Here is a 25,846-nt window from a genome sequence, read left to right as displayed (position 1 = left end):
TCCTCCCTTGAAATGATCGAGCATTCCCCAACGCAGGTCCAAACCTTTCACTCATCAACGACAGTCATCACACGGTGACATCTACAACCGCAATCTCAACGTAGGGCACCACGAACTTGGGCGCCACTTCCGGGCGCACCAGCGCGGGCTTGCCAAACTCATCTACGCCGTGCCCCGCAAAATCGGTCTTGGCGAGGTCGATTCCAACGGTTACGATGGCCATGATTTCCCCCTTCCATTTCACAAGTGAGTTGATGAAAAGATTTGCCTCTCCCTCTTGGCACTGTGTTGCCGCACGCCGCACCCCCCACGGGTCGCGGCTCACTTGGGACGGGGAAGTCCCTTTCATTCGTTAGAACTCTATGAGCATCGAATGCGTCAGCCACATTACCTTTATCGTTCGCGACCTCGAGCGAATGGGCCGCTTCCTTTGTGAAGGACTTGGTGCAGTGGAGGTCTACGATAGCAAGGGCAAGAACTTCTCCGTGTCCAGGGAGAAGTTCTTTGTGCTCGGTGGCACTTGGTTGGCTGCGATGGAAGGCATCCCGCCGTCCGAACGCACCTACCGACACCTCGCGTTCAAGGTATCGGAGGCCGAGCTACCCAGCTTCGAACGGCGCCTTCGGGAGCTCGGCGTCGATATCAAGCCGCCGCGACCGAGGGTCGAGGGTGAAGGTCTTTCGCTCTATTTCTATGATTTCGACAATCACCTGTATGAGCTTCATACCGGAACACTGGAGGAACGCCTTGCGCGATATCGAAACGAGTTCTAACCAAGCGTTCCAGCGGACGCTCAAGACTCAGCGCCGCTGAACGCTGGCGTTGGGCATCATGAACGAATACGCAGGCTTCGGAGAGAGGTGCATGCCGTACAAAGCCAAAGTCAAACCCCTCACCCCAAATGCTTGAGCTGGTTCTGGAAGTTCTCGGCGAATTCCTGCTTCAAGTCGTAGGGGAGGCTCTTCTTGAACTTGGGTTTCACTCGCTGGCCGAGCCATTCCGAAAACCACCTAACCCGTGGTTGGCCGCCCTCGGCTATGCATTGTTTGGGGCAATCTTTGGTGGGCTCAGTCTGCTGGCCTTTCCAAGCAATCTGGTTCCACAGCCGTGGCGCCTCGTCAATCTGGTGATCACGCCACTTGCCGTAGGTGGCATCATGGTGTTCATGGGCGCTTGGCGAGCGAAACGTGGCCAGTCAGTGCTGAGAATCGACCGGTTCTCTTACGGGTACTTGTTCGCGCTGTCTCTGGCCTTCATACGTTTTCAGTTCGCAGCGTGACGTCCCTTACTTCTACCGTACGCCCGCTTCCGAGCATAGCGGGCGTCGTCAAGAAATCTGAAAATGGTTTAACGCCTCAACGACACGTCCCGGCGTGATGTCCACCAGGCAGCGTGTGTGTCCCAGTGGGCATTCACGCTCGAAGCACGGCGCGCAGTCCAGCGCGGGTTGGTAGGCCGGGTCGTTCTTGAGCCACAGCACGTTAGCCTGGGGGTTGAGTGGCGGCGTGTGCAGCGGGCTGCTGGAGCCAAAGATAGCGACTTGCTTCACACCAAAAGCCGCGGCCACATGCATCAGGCCGGAGTCATTGCTTACTATGCTTTTCGTAGCGGCTATGGCAATAAACGCATGGGCCAGAGATGTTTTTCCTGCAAAATTCAGACACTTGCCTGGTTGCTCGGCGTTGACGGAGGCGGCAATTTGCTCGCACAGCTCAAACTCCTTGGCCGATCCCAGCAGCACCACTGGCAGGTCCAGGCGGCGGGCCAGTTCGGCAAAGTGGGTGGCGGGCCAGCGTTTGGCGGGGCCGTATTCGGCGCCCGGGGCGAACACATGGTAGGCGCCACGGCGCAGGCCCATGGCGGCCAGTGCCGGCTCAATCTCTGTGCAATCCACCTGAAGTTGTGGTTGATCGCCGGCAATGTCAGCCTCGCCGCTGAGGGCCGAGTAAAACGCCACCATCGGCGGGCGTTTGCCTTTGGGTGGGTTTTTCAGGCGGTGTGTCAGCAAGCCCACCCGTGCCTCGCCCAGGTAGCCCACCCGCTTGGGGATGCTGGCCAGAAACGGCAGCAGGGCACTCTTCAGGGAGTTGGGGCAGATGTAGGCCGTATCAAACCGGCCTGCGAGCTGCCTGGCCAGGCCGTGTCTTGCCTTGAACTGCAGGCCACCATGGGCAAAGGGGAATTCGATCACCTCTGCCACGTGTGGCATGGCCCGGTACACCGGCGCCACCCAGGGCAGGGCGCCTACCGTGAGGCGCTCCCCCCGGTTTGCCAGACGGCGCATCAGGGGCTCGGTCATCACCGCATCCCCAATCCACTGGGGCGCGATGACGAGGGAGTTAGTGGTGGCCACCGAAGTGTTCGCCAGCCTTCAGTTTGTAGACGGTGCCGCAGTAGGGGCACTTGGCTTCGCCGGTGCGGGCCACATCCAGGTACACCTTGGGGTGGCTGTTCCAGATCTTCATGTCGGCCTTGGGGCTGGGGCAGTAGACGCCGCCCTGTGCATTGAGGTCTTTGGCCAGTAGTTCGATGGGGGTTGTGCTCATGCGGACACCTTGGTCAGCCAGTGGGCGTATTGGGGATTGCGGCCATTGACGATGTCAAAGAATGCAGCCTGGATCTTTTCAGTGATCGGGCCGCGTGAGCCGCTGCCCAGTTCAATGCGGTCGAGTTCGCGGATGGGGGTCACTTCGGCGGCGGTGCCGGTGAAGAAGGCTTCGTCACAGATGTACACCTCATCGCGGGTGATGCGCTTTTGCACCACTTCCAGGCCCAGATCCTTGCAGATATGGAACACGGTGTTGCGTGTGATGCCGTTGAGTGCACCGGCGGACAGGTCGGGGGTGTAGACCACGCCGTCCTTGACGACAAACAGGTTTTCGCCCGCGCCTTCGGACACAAAGCCGTTGGCGTCGAGCAGCATGGCTTCGTCGTAGCCGTCATCGGTGGCTTCCATGTTGGCCAGGATCGAGTTGGTGTAGTTGCTCACCGCCTTGGCCTGGGTCATGGTGATGTTGACATGGTGGCGGGTGTAGCTGGAGATCTTGACGCGGATGCCGCGTTTCATGCCCTCTTCACCCAGGTAAGCACCCCAGGGCCAGGCGGCCACCATCAGGTGGATGTCGTTGCCTTTGGGGCTGACGCCCAGTTTCTTGTCGCCAATCCAGGTCAGGGGGCGCAGGTAGCCGGACTCGAGCTTGTTCTCGCGGATCACGGCGATTTGCGCTTCGTTCACCTGCTCTTTGGTGAAGGGGATTTTCATGCGCAGGATCTTGGCGCTGTTGAACAGCCGATCTGTATGCTCTTGCAGGCGGAAGATGGAGGTCATGCCGTTGTCGCCCTTGTACGCGCGCACGCCCTCAAAGGCGCCGCAGCCGTAGTGCAGGGTGTGGGTCAGCACGTGGATCTTGGCGTCGCGCCAGTCAACCATCTGGCCGTCCATCCAGATTTTGCCGTCGCGGTCAGCCATGGAGGGGGGTAGGGCGCTCATCGGTGTTTCCTTAAGAATTTGCGGATGCAGTTCATGCAAAAGACTAATTTTAAGGGGCAGGGGCGTCGCGGGAATCATTGGCGATTTCGTCTGGCTGAACCGGGCGCTCCAGGAGCCATTTTTGCAGCTTGCCATCGTGGAACTCGCAAGTCACATGGGACTCTCCGGCATCGGTCCAGCGGTAAAGCTCGGGCTGCGTGTCTTTGGGGCTTTGCAGGGCGCCCAGCGACCTGGTCATGGCCACCACGTGCAGCAGGGGGACACCCGGTTTGAGCTTAGCGTTGAGCATGACGGCGCTGCCCACATGGCCGATGGGCCGGTTGGCTGCGCGCTTGAGTATTTGCATCATGCGGCTGAAATGCAGCAGCATCCACATGACCAGCGCGCCAGATGCAACGGCCACTCCGGGCCAGCCGTAGTAGTGATAGGCGGCAACCAGTATCGCAAGGCTGGCCAGCGGGACCCCGAATTTTTGAATTTTCATGCCCGCATTTTGCCTGTGCGCTCAGGGATGTTCAGGCCGCGTGGGCCTCCTGCACCGACTGTTCCAGCTCGGTAAAGGCCTCCTGCACATAGTCGCCCAACCGTTGCAGATTGGGCAGTTCGTCGGTGGCAATCAGGCCGAAGTAGAGATTCTCGGCATAGCTGAACAAGGTGATGTTGAGCAGGTTGCTGGGTGGCAGGGTGCTGATGGGGTGCATTTCCTCCATCTTGGCGCCCATGATGTAGAGGTGCCCCTTGGGTCCGGGCACGTTCGAGACCAGGGTGTTGCCCATGGGCGGCAAGGTGTTGCTCAGCTTGAGCATTTCCGCAATCTGCGCCACCAGCGCGGTGATGATGGTGTAAGACTCAATGCCTTCGGGTGCCACGCTGTCGATCATGGTGCGCACATTGCGCAATGAAAAACCGATGTTGCGCAAACGCACATAGGGATCATCCGTGGGCGGCGATAGCTCCACCTGGATGATGCCGATCTTGTTGCCTGCGGTCTTTTCGCCCTCCTGGCGCAGGTTGACCGGCATTTGAATCGTGATGGGTTGTTTCAACTCCACACCCTGGTCCTTGAGATAGCGGCGCAGTGCGCCATCCAGGCAGGTCAAGGCCACATGGTTGAGGGTAGACCGGGTGCGTTCGCGAATTTTGTTGATCCGATTCATGGACACCGCTGCCGTGGTGAACTGTCGCCCGGAAGTGACTTGCCCGGTCAGTGGGGTCTTGGCACTTGAAACAAAAGGCAGGGCAATGGCATTCTTGGTGAGTTGGACGCTCTCCAGGAACAGCATGGCAGCCAGGCGGCCGATACCCAAAAAGCGCAGCGTGGTGCCGCCCACTTCTTTCCAGAGGGACTGCATCATCTCCTGTGTTGCCTTCTTGCGCTGGAGCCCGTGGCCGCCGTGCTTGAGGGTCCACACGGGAGTCAGTGCCAGCTCTTTGGCGGAGGGCGCCAGGCTCTCGGCAGTCCAGCGTGCCATCGTTACACCGTCTGCGTAGGCGTGGTGCATTTTTTGGTACAGCGCAAAGCGACCATCGGCCAGTCCATCGATCACATGCACCTCCCACAAGGGGCGTGAACGGTCCAGCATGGGTGTGTGCAGTTGGGCCACATAGTCATACAGCGCCTGCCGGTCGTTGTGGCCGCTTGGAAGCTGGTGGTAAAAAATGTGCTCCTTCAAGTCCACCGCATGCGTGTCTTGCCAATGCGGCATGGCGTTCAATGAAAACTTGATGACGCGGTTGAAGGGTGGCTTGACGTCGGTGTGGGACAAGAACTCACCGTACAGATTTTTGGCAAAGGCGCTGGATGATTTGGCTGGCCGCCGACAGATCAGCAGACCCGCCACATGCTTGGGGCTGGCCTTGGATTCGGCAATGAAAAAACCAAGGTCAAGTAGCGAGAGTTTGCTCATGATGCTCCATGGGTGTCTTGTATCGGCAAGCGCTATTCTGCGCTAAGGCGCAGGCCACTTGACCAGAACTGACAGTCCACCCAGTAACTCGGAGCGCCCCACCTGTACCTGGGCACTTGATGCTTGTGCAATGCGTTTGACAATGGACCAACCCAGGCCGCTGCCGGTTTGCCCGTGGCCCAGTACCCGGTAAAAGCGCTCACCCAGGCGGGCCATTTCCTGCTCCGTCATGCCGGGTCCGCTGTCCTGCACGCGCAGGGTGGACTGCCCGGACGCCGTTGTCACCTCGATTTGAATGCGGGCACCCGAAGGGCTGTAACGCAGGGCGTTGTCAATGAGGTTGCGTACCAGCACGCCCACCAGCATTTCGTTGCCTGCCAACGGACAGGCCGCCGCGGCATCGAGTTCCAGCGTTTGCTCATGCAGCAGCGCCGTGGGTGCCAGTTCGGCCGCTACGCGTCGCGTGATGGCGCTCAAGTCCACGGGGCCGGTCGGCAGGGCGTTGTTTTCGGAGGCCGCTTCCAGCCGGGCCAGTGTCAGCAGCTGCTCCACCAGTCGGGTGGCGCGGTCACATCCTGCCAGCGTGGCCTGCAAGGCATGGTCGTGCTGTGCGGTGTCGTTGCCGGCGCCCATCGCCACCTGCACCTGAGTCCGAATGCCGGCAATCGGGGTGCGCAGTTCGTGGGCCGCATCGGCGGTGAATCGGCGCTCGGACGCCACCATGCGCTCGATGCGCTCAAACAATTCGTTCAGGGCCTGCACCAGAGGCTTCATTTCCGAGGGCATGTCCGCCAGCACCACCGGCTCAAGCGCTTGTGGCCGTCTCACACCGAGCAGTTGGCTGAGTTGGCGCAGGGGTGCCAGCCCCCGCCGCACGGCCCACCAGCCCGCCAGGGCCAGCACGGGCAGTGCCAGCATCAGGGGCAGCAAAAGGCTGCGCAACACAGCCCACAGGATGCTGCCGCGCGAGGCAGTCCGCTCCCCCACGAACACCTGCACATCTTTTTCGGCGCCGCGTGCCCCGAACACACGCCACTGGGCACCGTCGGCAAGCTGTACCGTGGCAAAGCCGCGGGTGGTTGTGGACATGGGGTGTGTGCCTGCATTGACCGAGCGCGAAACCAGATGACCTTCATGAAATACCTGAAACGCGACCTGCGGGGCGTATTTGTGCAGCGAGGGTGCATCGGCCACCCCATCGTCGTCATCGCCTGCGGTCTTGCTCTGTTGCACCACCAGCAAGGCGGCGGCCTGCGCCAGGTGACCGTCCAGCAATTCATCAAGCTCGTGGCGCGCGTCGTACCAGGTCAGCAAGGCGGCACCCAGCCACACCACGGTCACCAGTCCCAGCACCGACATCAGCAGGCGTGCCTGCAAGGATTTCAGGCGGCGTATCGGCATCATGCCGGCTCTGGTGTGCGCAGCAGCGTGTAGCCGATACCACGCACGGTCTGGATCAGGTCTGCCTGCAGCTTGCGGCGCAAATGATGGATGTGTACCTCAATCGCATTGCTATCCACCTCATGGCCCCAGCTGTACAGATGCTGCTCCAGCTGTTCGCGTGACATGACCCGGCCCGCATTGAGCATAAGGGCGTGCAACAGGTCGAATTCGCGTGTGGAGAGCTGCACGGTTTCGTCGTTCAGGCTGACCCGACGGGCGGCGGGCTCCAGCCTCACGGCGCCACAACGCAAGACATCCTGTGTCTGGCCGTGGGCACGGCGCACCAGTGAACGCAACCGTGCACCCAGCTCATGCAAGTCCACGGGCTTGAGCACATAGTCGTCAGCCCCCAGATCGAGTCCGCGAATGCGGTCCGGCACTGCGTCACGGGCGGTCAGCACCAGAACGGGTGTGTTGATCTTGCGCTGGCGCAAGGACTGCAACACGTCCAGCCCGTCTTTCAGCGGCAAGCCCAGGTCCAGCACCGCAGCGGTGTAGTCGCCCGACCCCAGTTCGCGTTCTGCGGCCAGGCCGTCGCGCACCCAGTCCACCTGAAAACCGAGCTGCCGCAATCCGGCCCGAAGGCCGTCGCCCAGGAGGGGGTCGTCCTCAGCCAGCAGGATGCGCATGCAGGGTTCCGGCGTAGTTCATTCAGTCATCGTCCCGCGCGTGGGAGGCAGATTTTTTGCTTTGTAGTGAGATGCCATCAGCAGATGTTACAGGGGCGGGTGCGCTTTGCCATTGCAGCCACCAAAAGCCCAGCACAGCCAGCAGAATCACCACCGCCATAGGACGCCAGGGCCGACGGATGCCTTCTTCGGGTGCGCCGTCTTTTTTGCCGGTGACCATGGAGCGAACCAGGTTCTCGCGGTGCAGCCAGCTGGCCACCGCGACACCGGCCACATGCACGCCCACAATCGCAAGCATGAAGTTGGCTGCGCCTTCGTGGAGTTCTTCAACCAGTTTGCCGCCCACGTCGTTGTAAAGTGCCCAGCCGGTGGCCACCACCGCGATGCTGAACAGGATGAGCAGGACGATGGCAACTGCACCTGCCGGGTTGTGTCCGACATGGTGCTCAGGCCGGCCGGCGACGAGCCCGCGCAGATAGCGCATCACAGCGGAGGGTCCGCGCACAAAACTGCCAAATCGCGCATAGCGTGTGCCCATCAGTCCCCACAGAATGCGAAAGGCCATCAGCCCACCCATGGTGTAGCCCAGGCTCACGTGCACCAGGCGCCAGCGTTCACTCTCGGCGGTCAGGTAGGCGCCGAAAAAGCTCAGCACCAGCAGCCAGTGAAACACCCGCACCGGGGCGTCCCACACCAGAATTTTTGTCTTGATCGTTGAGTTGTTCATGGTATTTACTTCGGAATTTTGATGTCACGTTCGCTGAAGCTGCCTTGCGCCGCGTTGCCGTGACAGGCCGCGCAGTTGGAGGCCTTGCCCACGGAGGCGCGCGTCCAGACCGCAGGGGGTACTTCTCGCTCGTTGTGCTTGCGCAAGAACCAGGCGGACTTGGTGATTCGGTCCTCTGGCGGCGCTTCGCTCACCCGCTTGTAGGTGCCGGCATGCGTCTTCAGCCAGCCGCTGAGTTCGCGCACACTGGCCTCGTCCAAGGAGGCGTCAGTGCCATAGTGTTTGTTCAAGGTGCTCATCAGGTGCTGCCACGAAGCCGCTGGCAACATGCCCGGTGGATAGGCGATGTGGCAGGCAGCGCACTCCTGCTGGTATTTGGGCAGGGGCGCCACGCGGGCGCCACGGTCATCGGCGTGGACCTGTCCGACGGCGCCTGCCAGCAGCAGTGCGGCGAGTGCGATGGATTTGACATGGTTTTCTGGCATGGGATTCCTTATGGGGTGAATCGGCTCGATCGGCGGGAATCAAGGCTTGAGCGTCAGCAACCATGCCAGCACATCGGCTTTTTCGGTGGCGCTGCATTCGCGCCCCATGACATCGTTGCAATTGCGGCGAAACCACTTCTCGGTTTTGGCTGTATCGGTAAAGCGTTGCGGATTGAAGGCGGGGGCCAGAGGCCCAATCACCTTGCCGGTGCTGGCGTGCTTGCCCTCCCCGGTGGGGGTCGCGGTGTGGCACGAAGCGCAACTCCAGTCCTTGCCGTGGCGGGTGGTGAACAGTTGTTGGCCGCGCGCTGGCTGGGCAGGCGCTGCCGCCTGTGCGCTGTAGCCCGCCAACTGTTCAGCAGGCGTGACGGCGTGGGCGAGTGGACTCAGCGTGGCGCAGGCCACGATCAAAGCGCGAGATGGAAAAGTAAAAATGTGCATGGCACCTCCCTATGCAGCCATGGTAGGGTGCGCAGATTAAGCAATTCTTAAGGTACGCCGGGCGCTGCCGTCCTGCGTTGACCGATCGCAAGCCGGTGCCCGGTTGGACTTGGCTTTGTGGGCCCGGCGCGCTATCCTCAGGCTTTCCATTGAATCAGGAGTTGGGTATGAACAAGCTACTTGTCGCCGTGGGCAGCGGTCTGCTGATCCTGGGGATGGCCTCCGCCGCCATGGCCGAAACCCCGTTGACACCCAAAGCGCAGTACGCTGCCGAAAGCAAGAAGGCGCAGACGCGTTACGACGCGGACAAAAAGCTCTGCAACGATGAAACATCAAGCAACGCCCGTCTGCAATGCCGACGCGATGCCAAGACTGAATACGACAAGTCGATCGCAAGCGCCAAGACGCAGATGCAGGAAGCCACTGGCGCGAAGAACGCCAAGGAAGTGAAGGAGGCCAAGCCCAGCTGTACCGATTGCGGCAAGGTGGTCGCTGTCGGCGTGACCGAGAAAGAAGGCGAGGGAGGCCCGGTTGGCATGATCGCAGGGGGTGTCACGGGCGCCATACTGGGTCGTCAGGTCGGTAGCGGCCTGGGCAAGGATCTGGCAACCATTGCCGGTGCGGCAGGTGGCGCTTATGCGGGCAAGAAGATCGAGGAGAAGGTGAGAACCCACAAGGTCTGGACCGTCAACGTCCAGTACGCCGATGGCAGCAAGAGCAATTATGAATTCAAGCAGGATCCCGGCTACAAAGTTGGCGAGCAGGTGAAAAAATCGGGCGACACCATTGCCCGCTATTGATCGCGTGATGTCGATCAGGCCAGGGAACGTACCACTTCCATTGCCTGCTCGATGCGCTCCACCGCGTGGATGGTCAGGCCATCAATGGGCTTCTTGGGTGCATTGGCCTTGGGTACAACGGCCACGCTGAAACCCAGTTTGGCCGCTTCTCTCAGTCGCTCCTGGCCGCGCGGCGCCGGGCGTACCTCGCCCGCCAGTCCCACCTCGCCAAAGGCAATGAAGCCCTTGGGCAAAGGCTTGCCGCGCAAGCTGGAGGTGATGGCCAGCATCACCGCCAGGTCGGCCGCCGGCTCGCTGATGCGCACGCCCCCCACCGCATTGACAAACACATCCTGGTCCATGCAGGCCACCCCGGCATGGCGGTGCAGCACCGCCAGCAGCATGGCCAGGCGGTCCTTGTCCAGGCCCACGCTCAGGCGGCGCGGAGAGGGGCCGCCGTTGTCCACCAGTGCCTGGATTTCCACCAGCATCGGGCGGGTGCCTTCCAGCGTCACCATCACGCAACTGCCGGGCACCGGTTCTGCATGCTGGCTCAGGAAAATGGCGCTCGGGTTGGATACGCCTTTGAGCCCCTTCTCGGTCATGGCGAATACGCCAATTTCGTTCACTGCACCAAAACGATTCTTGATGGCCCGCACCAGGCGAAAGCTGGAGTGCGTATCGCCTTCAAAGTACAGCACCGTGTCCACCATGTGCTCCAGCACGCGCGGCCCGGCCAGGGTGCCTTCCTTCGTCACATGACCGACCAGCACAATGCACACGCCGCTGGCCTTGGCCGCGCGCGTCAGGTGTGCAGCGCACTCGCGTACCTGGGCCACCGAACCGGGAGCCGAGGTGAGTTGGTCGGAGTACACGGTCTGGATCGAGTCGATGACCGCAATGTCGGGTTGCGTGGCGTCCAGCGTGGCCAGAATTCTCTCCAGCTGAATCTCGGCCAACACCTTGACCTGGGAGTTGTCCAGCCCCAGGCGGCGCGAGCGCAAGGCCACTTGCGCGCCACTTTCCTCGCCGGTCACGTACAAGGTGTTTTGCCCGCTGCGCTGCAGCGAGTCAAGGGCCTGCAGCAGCAAGGTGGACTTGCCGATGCCGGGGTCCCCGCCAATCAGCACCACGCCGCCTTCGACGACGCCGCCACCCAGCACGCGGTCCAGTTCCTCGTGGCCGGTGGGTGTGCGCGCCATGTCGACGGCGTCAATGTCGCCCAGCGTGGCGATCTCGGCGGTTTTGGCCAGCGAGGCAAATCGGTTTTTAGCCGGCGCCGCGCTTTCAGCAATGGATTCAATCAAGGTGTTCCAGGCGTTGCAGTGCGGGCACTTGCCCAGCCACTTGGGGCTGGTGCCCCCGCAATCGGAGCAGACGTAAACAGATTTTTCTTTGGCCATGGCCTTGATAATACTGTATATAACTACATGCCTCAAGCTGGCCGCGCTTTTGTTCTGACGCTTTGTTGCTCGTGCGCTGTCGCGCCCTAGACTGCGCGTTCAGGATGTGCCCTTCATACTCGGCGCATGAATTCTGTTGATACTCCGGCCGCTCTCGCATCCATCGAGACGATCACACAAGCCCTGGCCAGCGTCGGCTACATTGCCACGCGCCAGATCGCCACTGCCGTTTACCTGGCGCACCACCTGCGCAAGCCGGTGCTGATCGAGGGTCCTGCCGGCGTGGGCAAGACCGACCTGGCCGTATCGGCCGCCCGGGCCCTGGGTTTTGCTTTGCTGCGCTTGCAGTGCTATGAAGGCCTGGACGACAGCAAGGCCTTGTACGAATGGAAGTACGGCAAGCAGTTGCTCTATACCCAGATTCTCAAGGAGAAGATCGGCCATCTGGTGGATGCAGCCGACACCTTGCAGGGTGCCTTTGACAAGCTGGCCAATTTTCAGGACTTGTTCTTTTCGCGCGATTTTCTCCAGCCCCGGCCCTTGCTGCAGGCGATGGAGCAGCCGGGCGGCAGCGTGTTGCTGATTGACGAGATCGACAAGTCGGAAGAGTCCTTCGAGGCTCTGTTGCTGGAGGTTTTGGCCGACTACCAGGTGACCATTCCCGAGATCGGAACCATCCGGGCACAGGTGCCGCCGCTGGTGATTTTGACTTCCAACAATACGCGTGAGCTGGGCGATGCGCTCAAGCGCCGCTGTTTGCACCTGCACATTGGTTTTCCCACGCCGGAACTGGAACTGCGGGTGCTGCGTGCCCGGGTGCCCGATCTCAACCAGGCCTTGCTGGGCCAACTGGTGGCGTTTGTGCAGGCCTTGCGGGTGGAAAACATCCGCAAACCGCCGTCGATTGCGGAATCGGTGGACTGGGCCCGCACGCTGCTACTGTTGCATGCTCCCGCGCTGGATGAGGCAATGGTGCGCGACACACTGAACGTGCTGCTCAAGCGGGAAACCGATATTGCCGAAGTGCAGACCCGACTGGCCCCTCTGACCCGGGGCGCCCTTGCCCATCCTGTCGAGATGGCGGAATCCTGCTGATGGACCAGACGCTGGCCGGCTTTGTGCGGGCGCTGCGGGCGGCCGGGGCTGATGCCTCGCCAGCCGAGGCGATCGACGCGGCCCGCGCTGTCGCCTTGATGGGCTACGCAGACCGCGCCAATCTGAAAGCCTCCTTGGGTGTGGTGCTGGCCAAGTCTGCCGCCGAGAAGGACTTGCATGACCAGTTGTTTGACCAGTACTTCAGCCCGCCAGCCCAGGCCAGCGATGGCGCTGCTGCCAGCGATCCGGCAGAAAATGGCGAGTCCGCCGTGCCGCCGATCACCACCGGGCAAGCCGAGGTTGACGCCTTGCTGGCTTTGGCATCGGGCCAAGGCCATGTTCAAGGTGACCCTGCCAACTCGCAGGCCCTGACCCTGGCGCTTCAGCGTGCAGCACAAGCAGTCGGGGTTGACGACATCCGCCTGTTGTCGCAGACCGCCTATTTGGCCCGCAAGATGCTGGAGTTCATGGGTATTGCCCCGCTGGAAGCGCGTCTGCTCGAACGGCTCGGTGAAGATACGCCGCAGGCGCAGGCTGAGGCGCGTGCCTTGTCCGCGGCGCGCGATGGGCTCATGCGCCATGCCCGGGCGCTGGTATCGCAGCGCTATGAGTTGTTTGGTCGACCGGCCACCGAGGCCTTCATGACCGACGTGGCCGTGCATCGCGTCCTGGGGCACATGAGCCCGGCCGACATCGCCCGTATGAAGGCGGCCGTGGCACGCATGGCACGGCGATTGGCAATCAAGCACTCGCGCCAGCGTCGTGTTCGGCTGAATGGACAACTGGATTTTCGGCGCACCTTGCGTGTCAGCGCCGGCCATGACGGTGTGCCCTTCAAGCTGGCTTTCAAGCACCGCCGACGCGACAAGCCGCGCCTGGTGGTGGTGTGCGATGTATCCGCCTCGGTGGCACCGCATGTGCGCTTTTTGCTGCTGTTCCTGTATGCCTTGCAAGGCACCGTGGCTGACCTGCACACCTTCGCGTTCTCCAATCGTCTGAAGGATGTGGGCGAACCGCTGGCCAAGCTGCCCTTTGACGCGGCGATGGACCTGATTTTGCGCGAGGTAGGCGGTGGTTCGACTGACTACGGCCAAGCCTGGCTGGATCTGCAGGACAGGCACTGGCACACCATCGACCGGCGTACGACCGTGCTGGTGCTGGGCGATGGGCGATCCAACGGTGCCAACCCACGGCTGGATATCTTTGCCGACCTCGCCCAACGTGCCAAACGTGTGGTCTGGTTGTGCCCCGAGGCGCCCTCTCGTTGGGGCACGGGCGACAGCAGTATCTTGCGTTACCGACCGTTTTGCACCCATTTAGCCCACAGCGCCACCGCAGCCGATCTGGAGCGCGCCATTGATGAGGCGCTTGAAGCTTATGCGTAACCCGTCCCGGACGGTGTTGCCGACCCAATTGGCGATTGCCAGTGATTTTCCGTTAGTTGCTATTTTCAAAAGGAGATGACTCATGTCAGAAACAAAGCAAGCATCCAAGGCCACTTCCGGCTTTGGCTTTAACCCACAGGACGAACTCAACGACCTGCGCATGTCTGAAAAGGCCATGCCGCTGTTGGAGCATGTCAAGCGTTTCTGCGCTGAAACCGTGGCGCCGATGGCTGAGAAGTTCGACAAGCTCGGCGAAGGCCGCGCCGATCGCTGGAGCTACGTACCCGGCCAGCTCGAACTGCTCGAAGCCGCCAAGAATCAGGCCAAGAAAGAGGGTCTGTGGAACTTCTTCCTGCCCGATGCCCACACCGGCGAAGGCCTGAAGAATCTGGACTACGCCTACATTGCCGCCGTGCTGGGTCGCTACCCCCATGCGTCGGAGACCATGAACTGCTCGGCGCCTGACACCGGCAACATGGAAGTTATCGAGCGCGTCGGTACGCCTGAACAAAAGGAGCGTTGGCTCAAGCCGCTGCTGGCCGGCGAGATTCGTTCGGCTTTTGCGATGACCGAGGTGCATCACGCTTCGTCGGACGCGAAGAATATTGCCACCACCGCGGTGCTTGAGGGCGATGAATGGGTGATCAACGGCGAGAAGCATTACATCTCCGGCGCTGGTGACCCACGTTGCAAAATCATGATCACGATGGTCCGGACCAGCCCCGATGCGCCGTCGCACAAGCAGCAATCGCAGATTCTGGTGCCCACGGACGCCCCTGGCGTCAAGATCGTCGGCCCGATGCACGTGTTCGGTGAAGACGACGCGCCGCATGGCCACATGCACATCATTTTCAACAACGTGCGCGTCCCCAAGAGTAATATGCTGCTGGGCGAGGGCCGTGGCTTCGAGATCTCTCAACTGCGACTGGGACCAGGTCGCATTCACCACTGCATGCGATCCATCGGCCAGGCCGAGCGGGCGCTGGACCTGATGAGCCGTCGCGGCCTGTCGCGCAAGGCGTTCGGCAAGGAGCTGGTGTGGCTGGGCGGCAACCTCGAGATCATCTCGCGTGCCCGCATCGAGATCGAGGCGATGCGGCTGATGGTGTTGAAGGCCGCCAAGGCGATGGACGTGCTGGGCAACAAGGAAGCCCGCATCTGGGTGCACATGGTCAAAGCGATGGTGCCGGAAAAGGTGTGCAAGATCATCGACCAGGCGATTCAGATGCATGGTGCGTTGGGTGTGTCGCAACACACACCGCTGGCGCGCATGTACACCCAGCAGCGTACCCTGCGTCTGGCTGACGGTCCGGACGAAGTGCACCACATGGTGGTCGGCCGCCACGAGGCGCGCCAGTACGAAGGACTTGACGAGGACGTGACCTCGTCGATGGTCTGGCGCAGCTGATGACCACGGCTCAGGAGGCTTGATGGCGATTTACCAACCTCAGGCCTTGCTGGCCGATCACGGGCCCGGCGCGTGGAGCGCACCGGTGCCCATTACCTATGATCAGCGCGATGTGCTGCTGTATGCGGTGGGCGTCGGCTGTAGCGACCTGCGCTTTGTCTACGAAGGGCATCCGCAATTTGCGGTGTTCCCCACCTTCGCGATTCGCTGGGGTAGCGCAGGGCTGACGCTGGATCCGGTGGCTCTGCCGCCGTCGCCCGGCCCGATGACGATCGACGCCGAGCGTTGCATCGAGCTGCTGGCGCCGCTGCCTTTGTCCGGTACCGTGACCGTGCGTTCGCGGCTGCTGGCGGTGCACCCGCGAGGCAAGGGCGGTGCCTTTGTCGAGTTTGAGAGCGAGGTGCTGGACGCCGCGGGCCAAGCCTGCGTGCGCATGTTCACTGGCCTGTTTCGCCGTGGCGTGGCCCGGTTGGGCGACATTGAGCCGTTCGAGGGACGGGGTCACAGCCGGTCGACCCGCCTGGTTGTGCCCGAGCGCGCGCCGGATGTCGATGTGGCCGTGACCATACCCTTGAACCAGGCGCAGCTGTACCGCTTGTCGGGTGACTACAACCCGCTGCACATTGACCCCGCGGCGGCCCGCACGGGGGGCTTTGATCAGCCTATTCTGCATGGCTTGTGCACCTACGGCCATTGCGGCCAGATGCTGCTGGACGCCTTGTGTGACGGCGACCCGACGCGTTTCGGTTCACTGCAAGTGCGTTTCTCATCGCCGGTACTGCCGGGCGACAAGCTGCAAGTGGTCGGTTGGCATGACGGCCCGGGTCGCTTGCTGTTCGAAGCCCGCGTGGGCGATCGCACGGTGGTGTCAAACGCCACCTTCACCTACCGTTAAAGATACAAGAATTCAATTAGAGGAGACTGATCATGACCATCACAACACTGGATACCGGAACCCCCGACCTGCTGGCAACGCTGGAGGCTGGCGTGCTGACACTGACTTTGAACCGCCCTGAGGCGCGAAACGCCATGTCGCGTGCCATGAACCAGGCGCTGCAACAGCAATTGGCCAAAGCGGAGTTTGATCCGGCGGTGAAATGCATTGTGCTCACTGGCGCGGGCAAGGGCTTTTGCGCGGGCGGTGACGTCAAGGGCATGGCCGCTGCCGGCGACGGCACGGTCGGTGCATTGACCATTGACGAGGCCATCCACCTTCAGCGCAGCAACCAGCGCGCCACGGCGGGCAAGCTGTTCAAAATGCCCAAGCCCACACTGGCCGCCTTGCCAGGTCCTGCGGCGGGTGCCGGCCTGTCTCTGGCACTGGCCTGTGACATGCGGGTCATGGCCAGCAGCGCGATCATGACCACCGCTTTCGCGCGGGTGGGTTTCGCGGGTGACTATGGCGGCACCTACTTTCTGACCCAACTCGTGGGCTCGGCCAAGGCCCGTGAACTGTACTTTTTGTCCGAACGTGTGGGTGCCGAGGAAGCCCTGCGCCTGGGCCTGACCAACTGGGTGTGCGCCCCCGAAGATCTGCTTGCCAAGACCCGCGAGATCGCCTTGCGGTTGGCCAACGGCCCTACCGTGGCCTACCGCTACATGAAAGAAAACCTCAACCGTGCGATGGCCGGCGAGGTGGACGATTGTCTGGATCTTGAGGCGACCCATCACATTCACTGCGGTCAAACCGAGGACCACCGCGAAGCCGCGCAGGCCTTTGTGGAAAAACGCGAACCGGTGTTCAAGGGTCGATGAGCGTGGCACCGGTCCCGATGACACGAGACGAGGCCATTGCGGCTGCCACCGCGCCGGGCCAACCGTATGAGCTGGTGGATGAGGTGGTCAACGGTCGCAGCCAGCGGGTGTTCAAGAATGCGCCCGTTTCGCTGCGCGCCTTGTTTGAAGCCGCCGCCAGTGATCTGCCGTTTATCAGCTACGAAGACGAGCGTTACAGCTTCGCGCAGGCGTGGGAGCTTGCCGCCCGCATGGGCCATGTTCTGGTGCATGACTGCGGGGTGACTCCGGGCGACCGGGTCGCGATCGCCATGCGCAACTACCCTGAATGGGTGCTGGCCTTCACTGCGGTCACCTCCATTGGCGCCATCGCCGTGGCGATGAATGCGCATTGGTCGGGCGACGAAATGGCCTATGCGCTGTCCGACAGCGGCAGTCGGGTACTGCTGGCCGATGCCGAGCGACTCGACCGCCTGATGCAGGGCCCGACGGTGGCAGGGCTGCAGGTTCTGGCGGTGCGCGCGGCGACGCTGCCGGCAGGGGCGCGCGCGCTCAAGGACCTGACCGAAGCGGTGGGCTCGGTGCCGATGCCGCCGGTGCCGATCGCGCCGGACGACCTGGCCACGATGCTTTACACCTCGGGCTCCACCGGCCACCCCAAGGGCGTGCCGTCCAGCCACCGTAACATTGTGTCGGCCTTGTTGTCGTGGGAACTGGATGCCGTGATCGGCGCGCTGGTGGCCGGCATTGAAGAGGTGCCAGCAGTTGAGCAGGGCGGCACACTGCTGGCGGTACCGCTGTTCCATGTTTCAGGCATGCATGTTTCGTACCTGTCGAGTTACCGCCTCCAGCGGCGTCTCGTCTGCATGTACCGCTGGGATGCCGAGGTCGCTGCGGCTCTGGTGGACCAGCACAAGCTCACATCGATGGTGGCGCCAGCCGCCATGACCGGTGACCTGGTGCGGGTGGCGCAAACCGGGCGCTACGACCTGAGCAGCTTGCTGGTGGTAGGTGGGGGCGGTGCCGCCCGCGCACCCGAGCAGGTACGCCAGATCCGTGCGAGCTTCAGCCAGGCATTGCCAGGTACCGGCTGGGGCATGACCGAGACCAATGCCATTGGTGTGGGCATCGGCGGCGAAGACTATCTGGCCCGACCGGCCAGTTCGGGTCGCTGCTCACAGGTGCTGCAGATCAAGGTGGTCGATGAACTCGGGCAGCCGGTGCCGACGGGCCAACGCGGGGAATTGCTGGTGCGAGGCACCTCCCTGTTCGCCGGCTACTGGAAGCGCCCCGACGTCAACGCCCAGGTCTTCACCGATGGCGACTGGTTTCGCACAGGCGATGTGGCCACGCTGGATGAGGACGGTTTTCTCTACATCGTTGACCGCATCAAGGACCTGATCATCCGTGGTGGAGAAAACATCGGCTGCGGCCAGGTGGAGGCGGCGCTGCTGCTGCACCCCGATGTCCAGGAAGCGGCCGTTTACGCCGTGCCCGACGAGCGACTGGGCGAGGAAGTGGGCGCCACCGTTTACGGCAGCAATGCGCTGGATGTGGCGGCGTTGCGCGAATTTCTGACCGCCCATCTGGCCCGCTTCGAACTGCCACGCTACATCGTCAAAGCGCCTGGTCCCTTGCCGCGCACCCCCTCGGGAAAAATCCTTAAACGTGAGATCAAGGCGGCCGGGCTGCTCGAAATCCTTCAGACCCCGGGCTAACCGGGGGTCGGATTCAGTGCGGTGCGGTTGGCACCTGTGCTGCGTGGTCCAGGTCCGGCCGGTGCCAGGGGTCCACGTGGGTCATCAGGTTGAGCACGCGGTGGCGTTGCAGCACGCGTTGCCTGGCTTCGACGGCAATGTCGTGACCCGCCTCTACGCTGATCAGGGCATCGACTTCAATGTGGGCATCCACAACAATCATGTCGCCCATTTTGCGGGTGCGAACATCGTGCACGCCGCTGACACCGGGTGTTTCGATCAGTGTTTGCCGGATGGCCTGTACCTCCTGATCGTCCACCGCGCGGTCCATCAGATCGTGCAGCGCGTCCCAGGCGAATCCCCAACCCATTTTGGTCACCATGAAGCCCACGATCAGCGCCGCGATCGGGTCCAGGATCGGATAACCCGCCAGATTGCCAATGATGCCGATGCCCACCACCAGCGATGAGGCCGCATCAGAACGTGCATGCCAGGCATTGGCCACCAGCATGCTTGACTTGACACGTTTGGCAACCGCCAGCATGTAGCGAAACAGCAGCTCTTTTGAAATCAGTGCCGCCCCGGACACCCACAGGGCCATGACATGCACGGTCTGCACGGTCTCCGGTGCTTCGAGCTTGCGAAAGGCGGACCACAGCATGCCGATACCGACGCCAAGCAGGAGTGCGCCCAGCACCAGGGAGGCGGCGGTTTCAAAGCGCTGGTGGCCGTATGGGTGGTCCTCGTCTGCATCCTTGCGGGCATGGTGCCCTGCGAACAGCACCACAAAGTCCGCCACGAGATCGGACAATGAATGAATACCGTCGGCAATCAGACCTTGCGATTTAGCCAGAACCCCCACCACAATCTGGGTGATGGTCAGGACCACGTTGACACCCACACTGACCCAGGTGCTGCGTGAGGCCGCTAGAGCGCGCTCGGCGGGGCTGTGCAGGGCATCTTCGGTGTCATCGGTGAGGTCGGTGAATTGCATGGGGTCGCTGGGGCAAATGAGGGGGAATGGATGTGGCCTGAGTTTAAGACCACAAGCGGTGCCGTAGGTGCCGTATGCGCGGCCTCAAGCAGTTTGGGGCTGGTTTGCGTTATGCTACAAAAATGAGAGCTATTTGCATATATTTGACAAGGGCTAGAGGCCAAAATGACCGAAAATATCTTCAATAAAGTGTGTATCTATGGCGCTGGCGCCATTGGCGGCTGGCTTGGTGTGCGGCTGGCCGGGGCCGGTTGCCGGGTGAGCGTCGTGGCGCGCGGTGCCACGCTGGACGCCTTGCAGCGCCACGGACTGCGGTCCCGCCATGGCCATGTCGAGGTCACGGCCTCGGTTCAGGCCAGTGCCGATCCAGCCCAGCTGGGCCCACAGGACCTGGTGGTGATTGCCGTCAAGACGCCTTCCCTGCTGGAGGTGGCGCGCCACATGGCCCCGCTGATCGGTCCGAACACGCTGGTACTCAGTGCCATGAACGGTGTTCCCTGGTGGTTTTTCCAGGGTTTTGGCCGGGATTTCGAAGGCACCCACCTCCAGTCGGTGGATGCCACCGGGGAAATTGGCGCGGCCATTCCTGCGGCCCGTGTCATTGGCTGCGTGGTGCATGCCAGCTGCTCTCTGATACTGCCGGGCTATGTGCAGCATCACTTCGGCAACAAGCTGATCATTGGCGAGCCCTCAGGTGCCAAAACCGAGCGAGTGACACAGCTTGCGGCCCTGCTGGGGCGCGCAGGCTTTGATGCCAGTGTGTCTGAGCAGATTCAGGCGGACGTCTGGTACAAGCTTTGGGGCAACATGACGATGAACCCCATCAGCGCTATCACCGGCGCCACCACCGACCTTATTCTGGGTGATGAACTGGTGCGGGGCTTTGTCTCCAGCGTGATGCTGGAGGCCAAGGAAATCGGGACGCGTCTGGGCATACCCATTGCCCAGCAGCCCGAAGACCGCCATGCCGTCACCATGAAGCTGGGCGCCTTCAAGACATCCATGCTGCAAGACGTCGAGATGGGCAAGGCGCTTGAACTCGATGCGCTGGTGACGGTGGTGAAAGAGTTGGGGGCGCTCACGGGTGTGCCCACGCCGTTTACCGATGCCTTGCTCGGTTTGTCGCGTCTGTACGGACGCGTGCGGGGGTTGTATTGAACGGACTCAGTTCGGCTGAAGCCCTGCAGGGGCTGCGGCAACACGGTCCCAACCGCCTCCAGGCGGCAACACAGCGCGCTGTGTTGCTGCAGTTTTTGTCCCATTTTCGAAATCCGCTGGTGCTGGTGCTGCTGGCGGCGAGTGCCATATCTGCATTGACCGGTGATGTCACGGGTGCGCTCATCATCGGCCTGATCGTGGTGGCAAGCGTGACGCTGGATTTTGTGCAGGCTTATCGCGCAGGCCGTGCCGCGGAAAAGCTGGCCTTGACAGTGGCCATCACCGCCACGGTGCTGCGCGATGACAAGGCATGCGAGCGACCGGTGACCGAGTTGGTACCCGGTGACGTGGTGCTGCTGTCGGCCGGCAATCTGGTGCCCGCCGATGGGCGCGTGTTGCAAGCCAATGACTTCTTTGTCAATCAGGCCCAGCTGACCGGGGAGCCCTTTCCGGTCGAGAAGAAAGCGTCGGCAACACAGGTCAGGGGTGTGCAGCCAGACCCGGCAGCGCTCTGGGCGCTCGAAGAAAGCGATGCGGTTTTCATGGGCAGTTCGGTGGTCAGCGGCTCGGCGCGCGTCAAGATCGGGCGTACCGCCAGCCACACGGCTCTGGGCCAGATCGCCGTCAGCCTGGCGCTGCCGGCGCCACCCACGGCCTTTGAGATGGGTATCCGCCATTTCGGCTTGCTCATCATGCGCCTGACCCTGCTGCTGGTGCTGTTCACCTTGCTGGTGAATGTGGCCTTGCATCGACCTCTGCTGGAGTCCTTCCTGTTTGCCGTGGCCCTGGCCGTGGGGCTGACGCCGGAACTGTTGCCCATGGTTGTGTCGGTCACGTTGACGCGCGGTGCTTTGCGCATGGCGGCCATGAAAGTGATTGTGAAGCGGCCTTCTGCCATTCAGGACATGGGCGCGATGGACGTGTTGTGCACGGACAAGACGGGCACCCTGACCGAGGCCCGCATTCGCCTGGAGCGTCATGTGGACGCGTCAGGCCAGGACAACCCGCAAGTGCTGGTGCTGGCCTATCTCAACAGCTTTTTCGAAAGTGGCCTGCGCAGTCCGCTGGACGATGCGATTCTGGCGCACGCAGAAATCGATGTGTCGGACTGGGTGAAGATTGACGAGGTGCCTTTTGATTTTGAGCGGCGACGCGTGTCGGTGCTGGTGGAGCGTGCGGGTGCACGGCGCCTGGCCGTCAAGGGCGCCCCGGAAGATGTGCTGCGCCTGTGTACGCACTATGTCGATGGCGAAGGCAGCACGGTACTGCTGGATGAAACCGCGTTGGCCCGGATCGACAAGCTCTTTGACAGCCTGGGCGAGGAAGGATTTCGGGTGTTGGGCATCGCCTGGCGCGATGTGCCGATTGACCACCCGCATGCCGTGGTGTCCGACGAGAGTGAACTGGTGTTTGCGGGCTTTGCCGCGTTTCTGGATCCGCCCAAAGTCAGCGCGGGGGATGCGCTGCGGGCCATGGCGGCTTGCGGCGTGGCCGTCAAAATTGTGACCGGTGACAACGAACTGGTGACGCGCCATGTCTGCACCCAGCTGGGGGTGACGATAGCGGGCGTGCTGACCGGCGCTGAAGTGGCGGTCATGAACGATGATGCCCTGCGCGCACGGGTCGAAGACTGCAATCTCTTTTGCCGGGTGAATCCGTCGCAGAAGAATCGCATCATCCTGGCGTTGAAAGCACGCGGCCATGTTGTCGGTTATCTGGGGGACGGGATCAACGATGCGCCTTCCCTGCACACGGCGGATGTTGGCATTTCGGTGGAGGGTGCGGTGGATGTTGCCAAACAGGCGGCCGCCATGATCCTGCTGGAAAACGATCTGATGGTGCTGCACAAGGGCATCCTCGAAGGCCGGCGTACCTTCGGCAACGTCATGAAGTACATCATGATGGCCACCAGCTCCAATTTTGGCAATATGTTCAGCATGGCCGCTGCAACGCTGTTCCTTCCATTTCTACCGATGCTGCCGCTGCAGGTGTTGCTGAACAACCTGTTGTACGACGTGTCGGAGATCACGCTGCCGCTGGACAATGTGGATGAGGAAGACCTGGCGCAGCCCAAGCGCTGGGACATGGGCTTCATCCGCAACTTCATGCTGAGCATCGGCCCCATCAGCTCGGTGTTTGACCTTTTGACTTTCTATTTGTTGATCAGCTTGTTCAATGCGCACGAGTCCCTGTTCCGGACCGGCTGGTTTGTCGAGTCGGTTGCATCCCAGGTGCTGGTTATTTTTGTCATTCGGACCCGGCGTAATCCGCTGCGCAGTCATCCCAACCGGTGGCTTGTCCTGACGTCTTTGCTGGTTGTGATCTTGGCAATGATCCTGCCTTTCACTTCACTGGCCCCGTTCCTGGGTTTCACACCCTTGCCGCTGTCGTTTTTTGTGTTGCTGACGGGGCTTTTGATTTGTTATTTGCTGATGGTGGAAGGGGGTAAACAATGGTTTTACCGGCGGCTGACGAGGGCGTGAGTGCACGCGAGGGCCTGAGCTCGGCACAGGCTGCACAACGCCTCCTTGAGGACGGTGCCAACGCGCTCCCAGGTACCGGGCGACGCACGTTGCGCGCCATTGTTCGTGAAACGCTGCAGGAACCCATGTTCATGCTCCTGCTGGCAGCGGGTTCGCTTTACCTGGTGCTGGGGGACTTGCATGAGGGCCTGATTTTGTTCGGACTGGTGCTGGTGGTGCTGGCGATGACGCTGTATCAGGAGGGCAAGACCGAGCGCGCCATTGCCGCCCTGCGCGAGCTCACCAGTCCGCGTGCACTGGTGTGGCGCGACGGGCAGTCGCAGCGCATTGCGGGCAGCGACGTGGTGTGCGGCGACATCCTGTTGCTGGCTGAGGGGGACCGCATCGCGGCCGATGCGGTGCTGATCAGCAGCACCGATGTGCGGGTCGATGAGTCCCTGCTAACCGGCGAGTCTGTCCCGGTGGGCAAGGTGGTCGCGAATGTGCCACCGGTCACTGCCGTGCGTCCAGGGGGCGATGGGATGCCCTATTTGTATTCAGGCACATTGGTGGTGCAGGGGCATGGTACAGCGCGGGTGGTCGCCACCGGTGTGCGCAGTGAAATCGGGCGTATTGGCAGCGCACTGGACGCTTTGACGAACGAGCGTTCTCCGCTCAAGAAACAGACTGCACGATTGGTCCAGGTGCTGGCGGTGATTGCCTTGGCGGCAAGTGTGCTGCTGGTGCTGGCCTATGGCCTGATGCGCGGTGACTGGCTGGCGGCGCTGCTGGCCGGCATTGCGCTGGCCATGGCCATGCTGCCTCAGGAATTTACGGTGGTGTTGACCGTGCTGCCGGCTCTCGGTGCGTGGCGCCTGTCCAAGCAAAACGTGCTCACGCGGCGGATTGCCGCGATTGAAACTTTGGGTGCGACGTCGGTTCTGTGCGTGGACAAGACCGGCACCTTGACCGAAAATCGCATGACAGTCGCCCAGCTTTACGCACAGGGTGCCGAGGGCGTCGCGCCCGAGAGCCTTGCCGTGGATTACGCAGCGCAAACAGAACTGCCGGAGGCTTTTCATACCTTGGTGGAGTTCTCGATTCTGGCCAGCGTGGAGGACCCCTTTGATCCGATGGAGAAAGCGTTTCATCGGCTGGGGCAGCATTTTCTGGCGTCCACCGAGCATTTGCACCGTGATTGGACGCTGATGCGCGAATATGGCCTGACGCCTGAATTGCGGGCCATGTCCCACGTCTGGAAGGCGGTGGATGGCCAGGCCTATGTGGTGGCGGCGAAAGGGGCGCCGGAGGCGGTCATCGATCTCTGTCATCTGGATGCCGCTGCCCAGGCCCGCATTGCCGCAGCCATTGAAAGCATGGCCGCCGGGGGACTGCGGGTGCTGGGTGTTGCCCAGGCCCGCTTTGAGGGTGAGCAGTGGCCTCGGATCGAACATGATTTCGAGTTTGAGTTCGTCGGTCTGCTGGGGCTGGCGGACCCCTTGCGTGCCGAGATTCCCGATGCCGTGGCACAGTGTGGCACCGCCGGCATCCGGGTTGTCATGATCACAGGCGATTACCCCGCTACCGCACAGGCCATTGCAGCGCAAGCTCAGCTCGACTTTGACGAGGTCCTGACTGGGGACATGATGGTGAAACTGAGCGATTCCGAGTTGCAGGAGCGCATGAAAACGGTCAGTGTGTGTGCCCGCATCGCGCCGGAACAAAAGCTTCGCATCGTTCAGGCACTCAAGAGCAATGGCGAAATCGTGGCAATGACCGGTGACGGCGTGAATGACGCCCCGGCCCTCAAGGCGGCCCACGTGGGCGTGGCCATGGGGGGGCGCGGCACCGACGTCGCCCGCGAGGCCTCGTCGCTGGTGCTGCTGGACGACAACTTTGCCGCGCTGGTGCGTGCAGTGCGCCTGGGGCGGCGGATCTTCGACAATCTGGGCAAGTCCATGTCCTACATCATGGCGGTGCACGTGCCCATCGCAGGCATGGCGATCCTGCCTGTGCTGCTGGGTTGGCCGGTCGTGTTGTTTCCCCTGCATATCGCGTTTCTGGAACTGATCATTGATCCGGCGTGTTCGATGGTGTTCGAGAATGAGCCCTCGGAGGCCGACGTGATGCACCGGCCGCCGCGGGATGCCAATGCCCCCCTGTTTGGGGGGGGCACCTTGATGCTGGCGCTGTTGCAGGGGCTGGGCGTGTTGCTGGTGGTGGCCGGAGCCTGTGCCTGGGGCGCCACACGGCTGACCGAGAGCGAAACCCGTGCTTTCACATTTGTGACACTTGTGGTGGGAAACCTGGCACTGATTCTTTCCAACCGCTCTCGCACCGGATCCCTGTGGACCTTGCTGCGTGTGCCCAATCGCACGCTGTGGGTTGTCACCAGCCTGACCCTGGCGCTGCTGGTGGTGACGCTGTATGTGCCCGTCGTGGCCGGTCTGTTCCAGTTTGGGGTCTTGCCCGTGCCGGATCTTCTGATCGCAACGGCCCTGGGTTTGGTCAGCGTGTTCTGGTTTGAAGCCATCAAACTGAGCCGTCGTCTGGCAACGCGCCGGGTCGCCTGACCCGGCGGTGACCCAGGCTGGCACCTGCCTGTGCGA

Annotated in this window: 25 protein-coding genes; 12 read left to right on the top strand and 13 right to left on the bottom strand. The window is 62.0% G+C overall.

Annotated features, from left to right (window positions below; genetic code table 11):
* Positions 1-67: 67 nt before the first annotated feature.
* Entirely contained in the window at positions 68-223 is a 156-nt protein-coding gene (locus IV109_RS15295) for a hypothetical protein (protein WP_296698559.1), read from the bottom strand.
* 139 nt (positions 224-362) lie between these two features.
* Between IV109_RS15295 and fosX the strand changes: the two genes are divergently transcribed.
* Positions 363-773, top strand: a complete 411-nt coding sequence (gene fosX, locus IV109_RS15290) for a FosX/FosE/FosI family fosfomycin resistance hydrolase (RefSeq protein WP_296698306.1) — start codon at positions 363-365, stop codon at positions 771-773.
* 128 nt (positions 774-901) lie between these two features.
* A complete protein-coding gene (locus IV109_RS15285) occupies positions 902-1,279 on the top strand; it encodes a hypothetical protein (RefSeq protein ID WP_296698303.1) in 378 nt (125 codons plus the stop codon).
* 48 nt (positions 1,280-1,327) lie between these two features.
* Here the strand turns inward: IV109_RS15285 and waaF are convergent, their stop codons facing one another.
* Genes waaF through IV109_RS15235 form a run of 10 tightly spaced genes read right to left on the bottom strand, consistent with a single transcriptional unit; the run spans position 1,328 to position 9,122 of the window.
* Complete coding sequence (waaF, locus tag IV109_RS15280) at positions 1,328-2,353, bottom strand: lipopolysaccharide heptosyltransferase II (RefSeq protein ID WP_296698299.1); 1,026 nt, start codon at positions 2,351-2,353, stop codon at positions 1,328-1,330.
* On the bottom strand, positions 2,340-2,546 hold the full coding sequence (locus IV109_RS15275; protein WP_296698294.1) for a zinc-finger domain-containing protein: 207 nt from the start codon (positions 2,544-2,546) through the stop codon (positions 2,340-2,342). Before IV109_RS15275 ends, waaF begins: the two co-directional genes overlap by 14 nt.
* Complete coding sequence (locus IV109_RS15270; RefSeq protein ID WP_296698290.1) at positions 2,543-3,490, bottom strand: branched-chain amino acid transaminase; 948 nt, start codon at positions 3,488-3,490, stop codon at positions 2,543-2,545. Before IV109_RS15270 ends, IV109_RS15275 begins: the two co-directional genes overlap by 4 nt.
* A gap of 49 nt (positions 3,491-3,539) precedes the next feature.
* Positions 3,540-3,974: a glycerate kinase gene (locus IV109_RS15265; RefSeq protein WP_296698286.1), complete on the bottom strand. Its 435-nt coding sequence runs from the start codon at positions 3,972-3,974 to the stop codon at positions 3,540-3,542.
* 31 nt (positions 3,975-4,005) lie between these two features.
* Positions 4,006-5,397 (bottom strand): wax ester/triacylglycerol synthase family O-acyltransferase, encoded by a 1,392-nt coding sequence (locus IV109_RS15260; protein ID WP_296698284.1) that lies wholly within the window; start codon positions 5,395-5,397, stop codon positions 4,006-4,008.
* A 42-nt stretch (positions 5,398-5,439) separates the two neighbouring features.
* Positions 5,440-6,801: an ATP-binding protein gene (locus IV109_RS15255; RefSeq protein ID WP_296698281.1), complete on the bottom strand. Its 1,362-nt coding sequence runs from the start codon at positions 6,799-6,801 to the stop codon at positions 5,440-5,442.
* Complete coding sequence (locus IV109_RS15250) at positions 6,798-7,469, bottom strand: winged helix-turn-helix domain-containing protein (RefSeq protein WP_296698276.1); 672 nt, start codon at positions 7,467-7,469, stop codon at positions 6,798-6,800. The genes IV109_RS15255 and IV109_RS15250 overlap by 4 nt, the downstream gene beginning before the upstream one ends.
* Before the next feature lie 22 nt (positions 7,470-7,491).
* Entirely contained in the window at positions 7,492-8,196 is a 705-nt protein-coding gene (locus IV109_RS15245; RefSeq protein ID WP_296698271.1) for a cytochrome b/b6 domain-containing protein, read from the bottom strand.
* Between the two features lie 5 nt (positions 8,197-8,201).
* Positions 8,202-8,681 carry a diheme cytochrome c gene (locus IV109_RS15240; protein WP_296698267.1) on the bottom strand — a complete coding sequence of 160 codons (480 nt, stop codon included), beginning with the start codon at positions 8,679-8,681 and terminating at the stop codon, positions 8,202-8,204.
* A gap of 39 nt (positions 8,682-8,720) precedes the next feature.
* A complete protein-coding gene (locus IV109_RS15235; protein WP_296698264.1) occupies positions 8,721-9,122 on the bottom strand; it encodes a DUF1924 domain-containing protein in 402 nt (133 codons plus the stop codon).
* A gap of 167 nt (positions 9,123-9,289) precedes the next feature.
* Here IV109_RS15235 and IV109_RS15230 point away from each other — a divergent pair, with 167 nt between their 5' ends.
* The gene (locus tag IV109_RS15230; protein WP_296698261.1) at positions 9,290-9,922 is read left to right on the top strand and encodes a glycine zipper 2TM domain-containing protein; all 633 of its coding nucleotides are present in this window, start codon (positions 9,290-9,292) and stop codon (positions 9,920-9,922) included.
* Positions 9,923-9,936: 14 nt separating this feature from the next.
* On the opposite strand, the gene radA is transcribed toward IV109_RS15230, so the two are convergent.
* A complete protein-coding gene (gene radA / locus IV109_RS15225) occupies positions 9,937-11,304 on the bottom strand; it encodes a DNA repair protein RadA (RefSeq protein WP_296698258.1) in 1,368 nt (455 codons plus the stop codon).
* A 126-nt stretch (positions 11,305-11,430) separates the two neighbouring features.
* Between radA and IV109_RS15220 the strand changes: the two genes are divergently transcribed.
* The 6 genes from IV109_RS15220 (at position 11,431) to IV109_RS15195 (ending at position 18,644) form a co-directional block, all read left to right on the top strand.
* Complete coding sequence (locus IV109_RS15220) at positions 11,431-12,399, top strand: MoxR family ATPase (protein ID WP_296698254.1); 969 nt, start codon at positions 11,431-11,433, stop codon at positions 12,397-12,399.
* Positions 12,399-13,784 (top strand): VWA domain-containing protein, encoded by a 1,386-nt coding sequence (locus IV109_RS15215; RefSeq protein ID WP_296698250.1) that lies wholly within the window; start codon positions 12,399-12,401, stop codon positions 13,782-13,784. Before IV109_RS15220 ends, IV109_RS15215 begins: the two co-directional genes overlap by 1 nt.
* An 82-nt stretch (positions 13,785-13,866) precedes the next feature.
* A complete protein-coding gene (locus IV109_RS15210) occupies positions 13,867-15,192 on the top strand; it encodes an acyl-CoA dehydrogenase family protein (RefSeq protein WP_296698245.1) in 1,326 nt (441 codons plus the stop codon).
* A 22-nt stretch (positions 15,193-15,214) separates the two neighbouring features.
* On the top strand, positions 15,215-16,087 hold the full coding sequence (locus IV109_RS15205) for a MaoC family dehydratase (RefSeq protein WP_296698241.1): 873 nt from the start codon (positions 15,215-15,217) through the stop codon (positions 16,085-16,087).
* Positions 16,088-16,119: 32 nt separating this feature from the next.
* Positions 16,120-16,947: an enoyl-CoA hydratase gene (locus IV109_RS15200; protein ID WP_296698237.1), complete on the top strand. Its 828-nt coding sequence runs from the start codon at positions 16,120-16,122 to the stop codon at positions 16,945-16,947.
* Positions 16,948-16,964: 17 nt separating this feature from the next.
* Positions 16,965-18,644, top strand: coding sequence for a class I adenylate-forming enzyme family protein (locus IV109_RS15195; RefSeq protein ID WP_296698233.1), 1,680 nt, complete (start codon positions 16,965-16,967; stop codon positions 18,642-18,644).
* A 13-nt stretch (positions 18,645-18,657) separates the two neighbouring features.
* Here IV109_RS15195 and IV109_RS15190 read toward each other — a convergent pair whose 3' ends face one another.
* The gene (locus IV109_RS15190) at positions 18,658-19,617 is read right to left on the bottom strand and encodes a cation diffusion facilitator family transporter (RefSeq protein ID WP_296698230.1); all 960 of its coding nucleotides are present in this window, start codon (positions 19,615-19,617) and stop codon (positions 18,658-18,660) included.
* Between the two features lie 165 nt (positions 19,618-19,782).
* Here IV109_RS15190 and IV109_RS15185 point away from each other — a divergent pair, with 165 nt between their 5' ends.
* The 3 genes from IV109_RS15185 to IV109_RS15175 are packed head-to-tail and all read left to right on the top strand — an operon-like array spanning position 19,783 to position 25,810.
* Positions 19,783-20,775 (top strand): 2-dehydropantoate 2-reductase, encoded by a 993-nt coding sequence (locus tag IV109_RS15185; protein ID WP_296698225.1) that lies wholly within the window; start codon positions 19,783-19,785, stop codon positions 20,773-20,775.
* Positions 20,772-23,258 (top strand): magnesium-translocating P-type ATPase, encoded by a 2,487-nt coding sequence (gene mgtA, locus IV109_RS15180; RefSeq protein WP_296698222.1) that lies wholly within the window; start codon positions 20,772-20,774, stop codon positions 23,256-23,258. Before IV109_RS15185 ends, mgtA begins: the two co-directional genes overlap by 4 nt.
* The gene (locus IV109_RS15175; protein ID WP_296698219.1) at positions 23,228-25,810 is read left to right on the top strand and encodes a cation-translocating P-type ATPase; all 2,583 of its coding nucleotides are present in this window, start codon (positions 23,228-23,230) and stop codon (positions 25,808-25,810) included. Before mgtA ends, IV109_RS15175 begins: the two co-directional genes overlap by 31 nt.
* Positions 25,811-25,846: the final 36 nt, after the last annotated feature.

This window comes from Rhodoferax sp., from assembly GCF_018780565.1.
Taxonomy (GTDB): Bacteria; Pseudomonadota; Gammaproteobacteria; order Burkholderiales; family Burkholderiaceae_C; genus Rhodoferax.
This window is presented reverse-complemented; position numbering and strand designations above follow the sequence as displayed.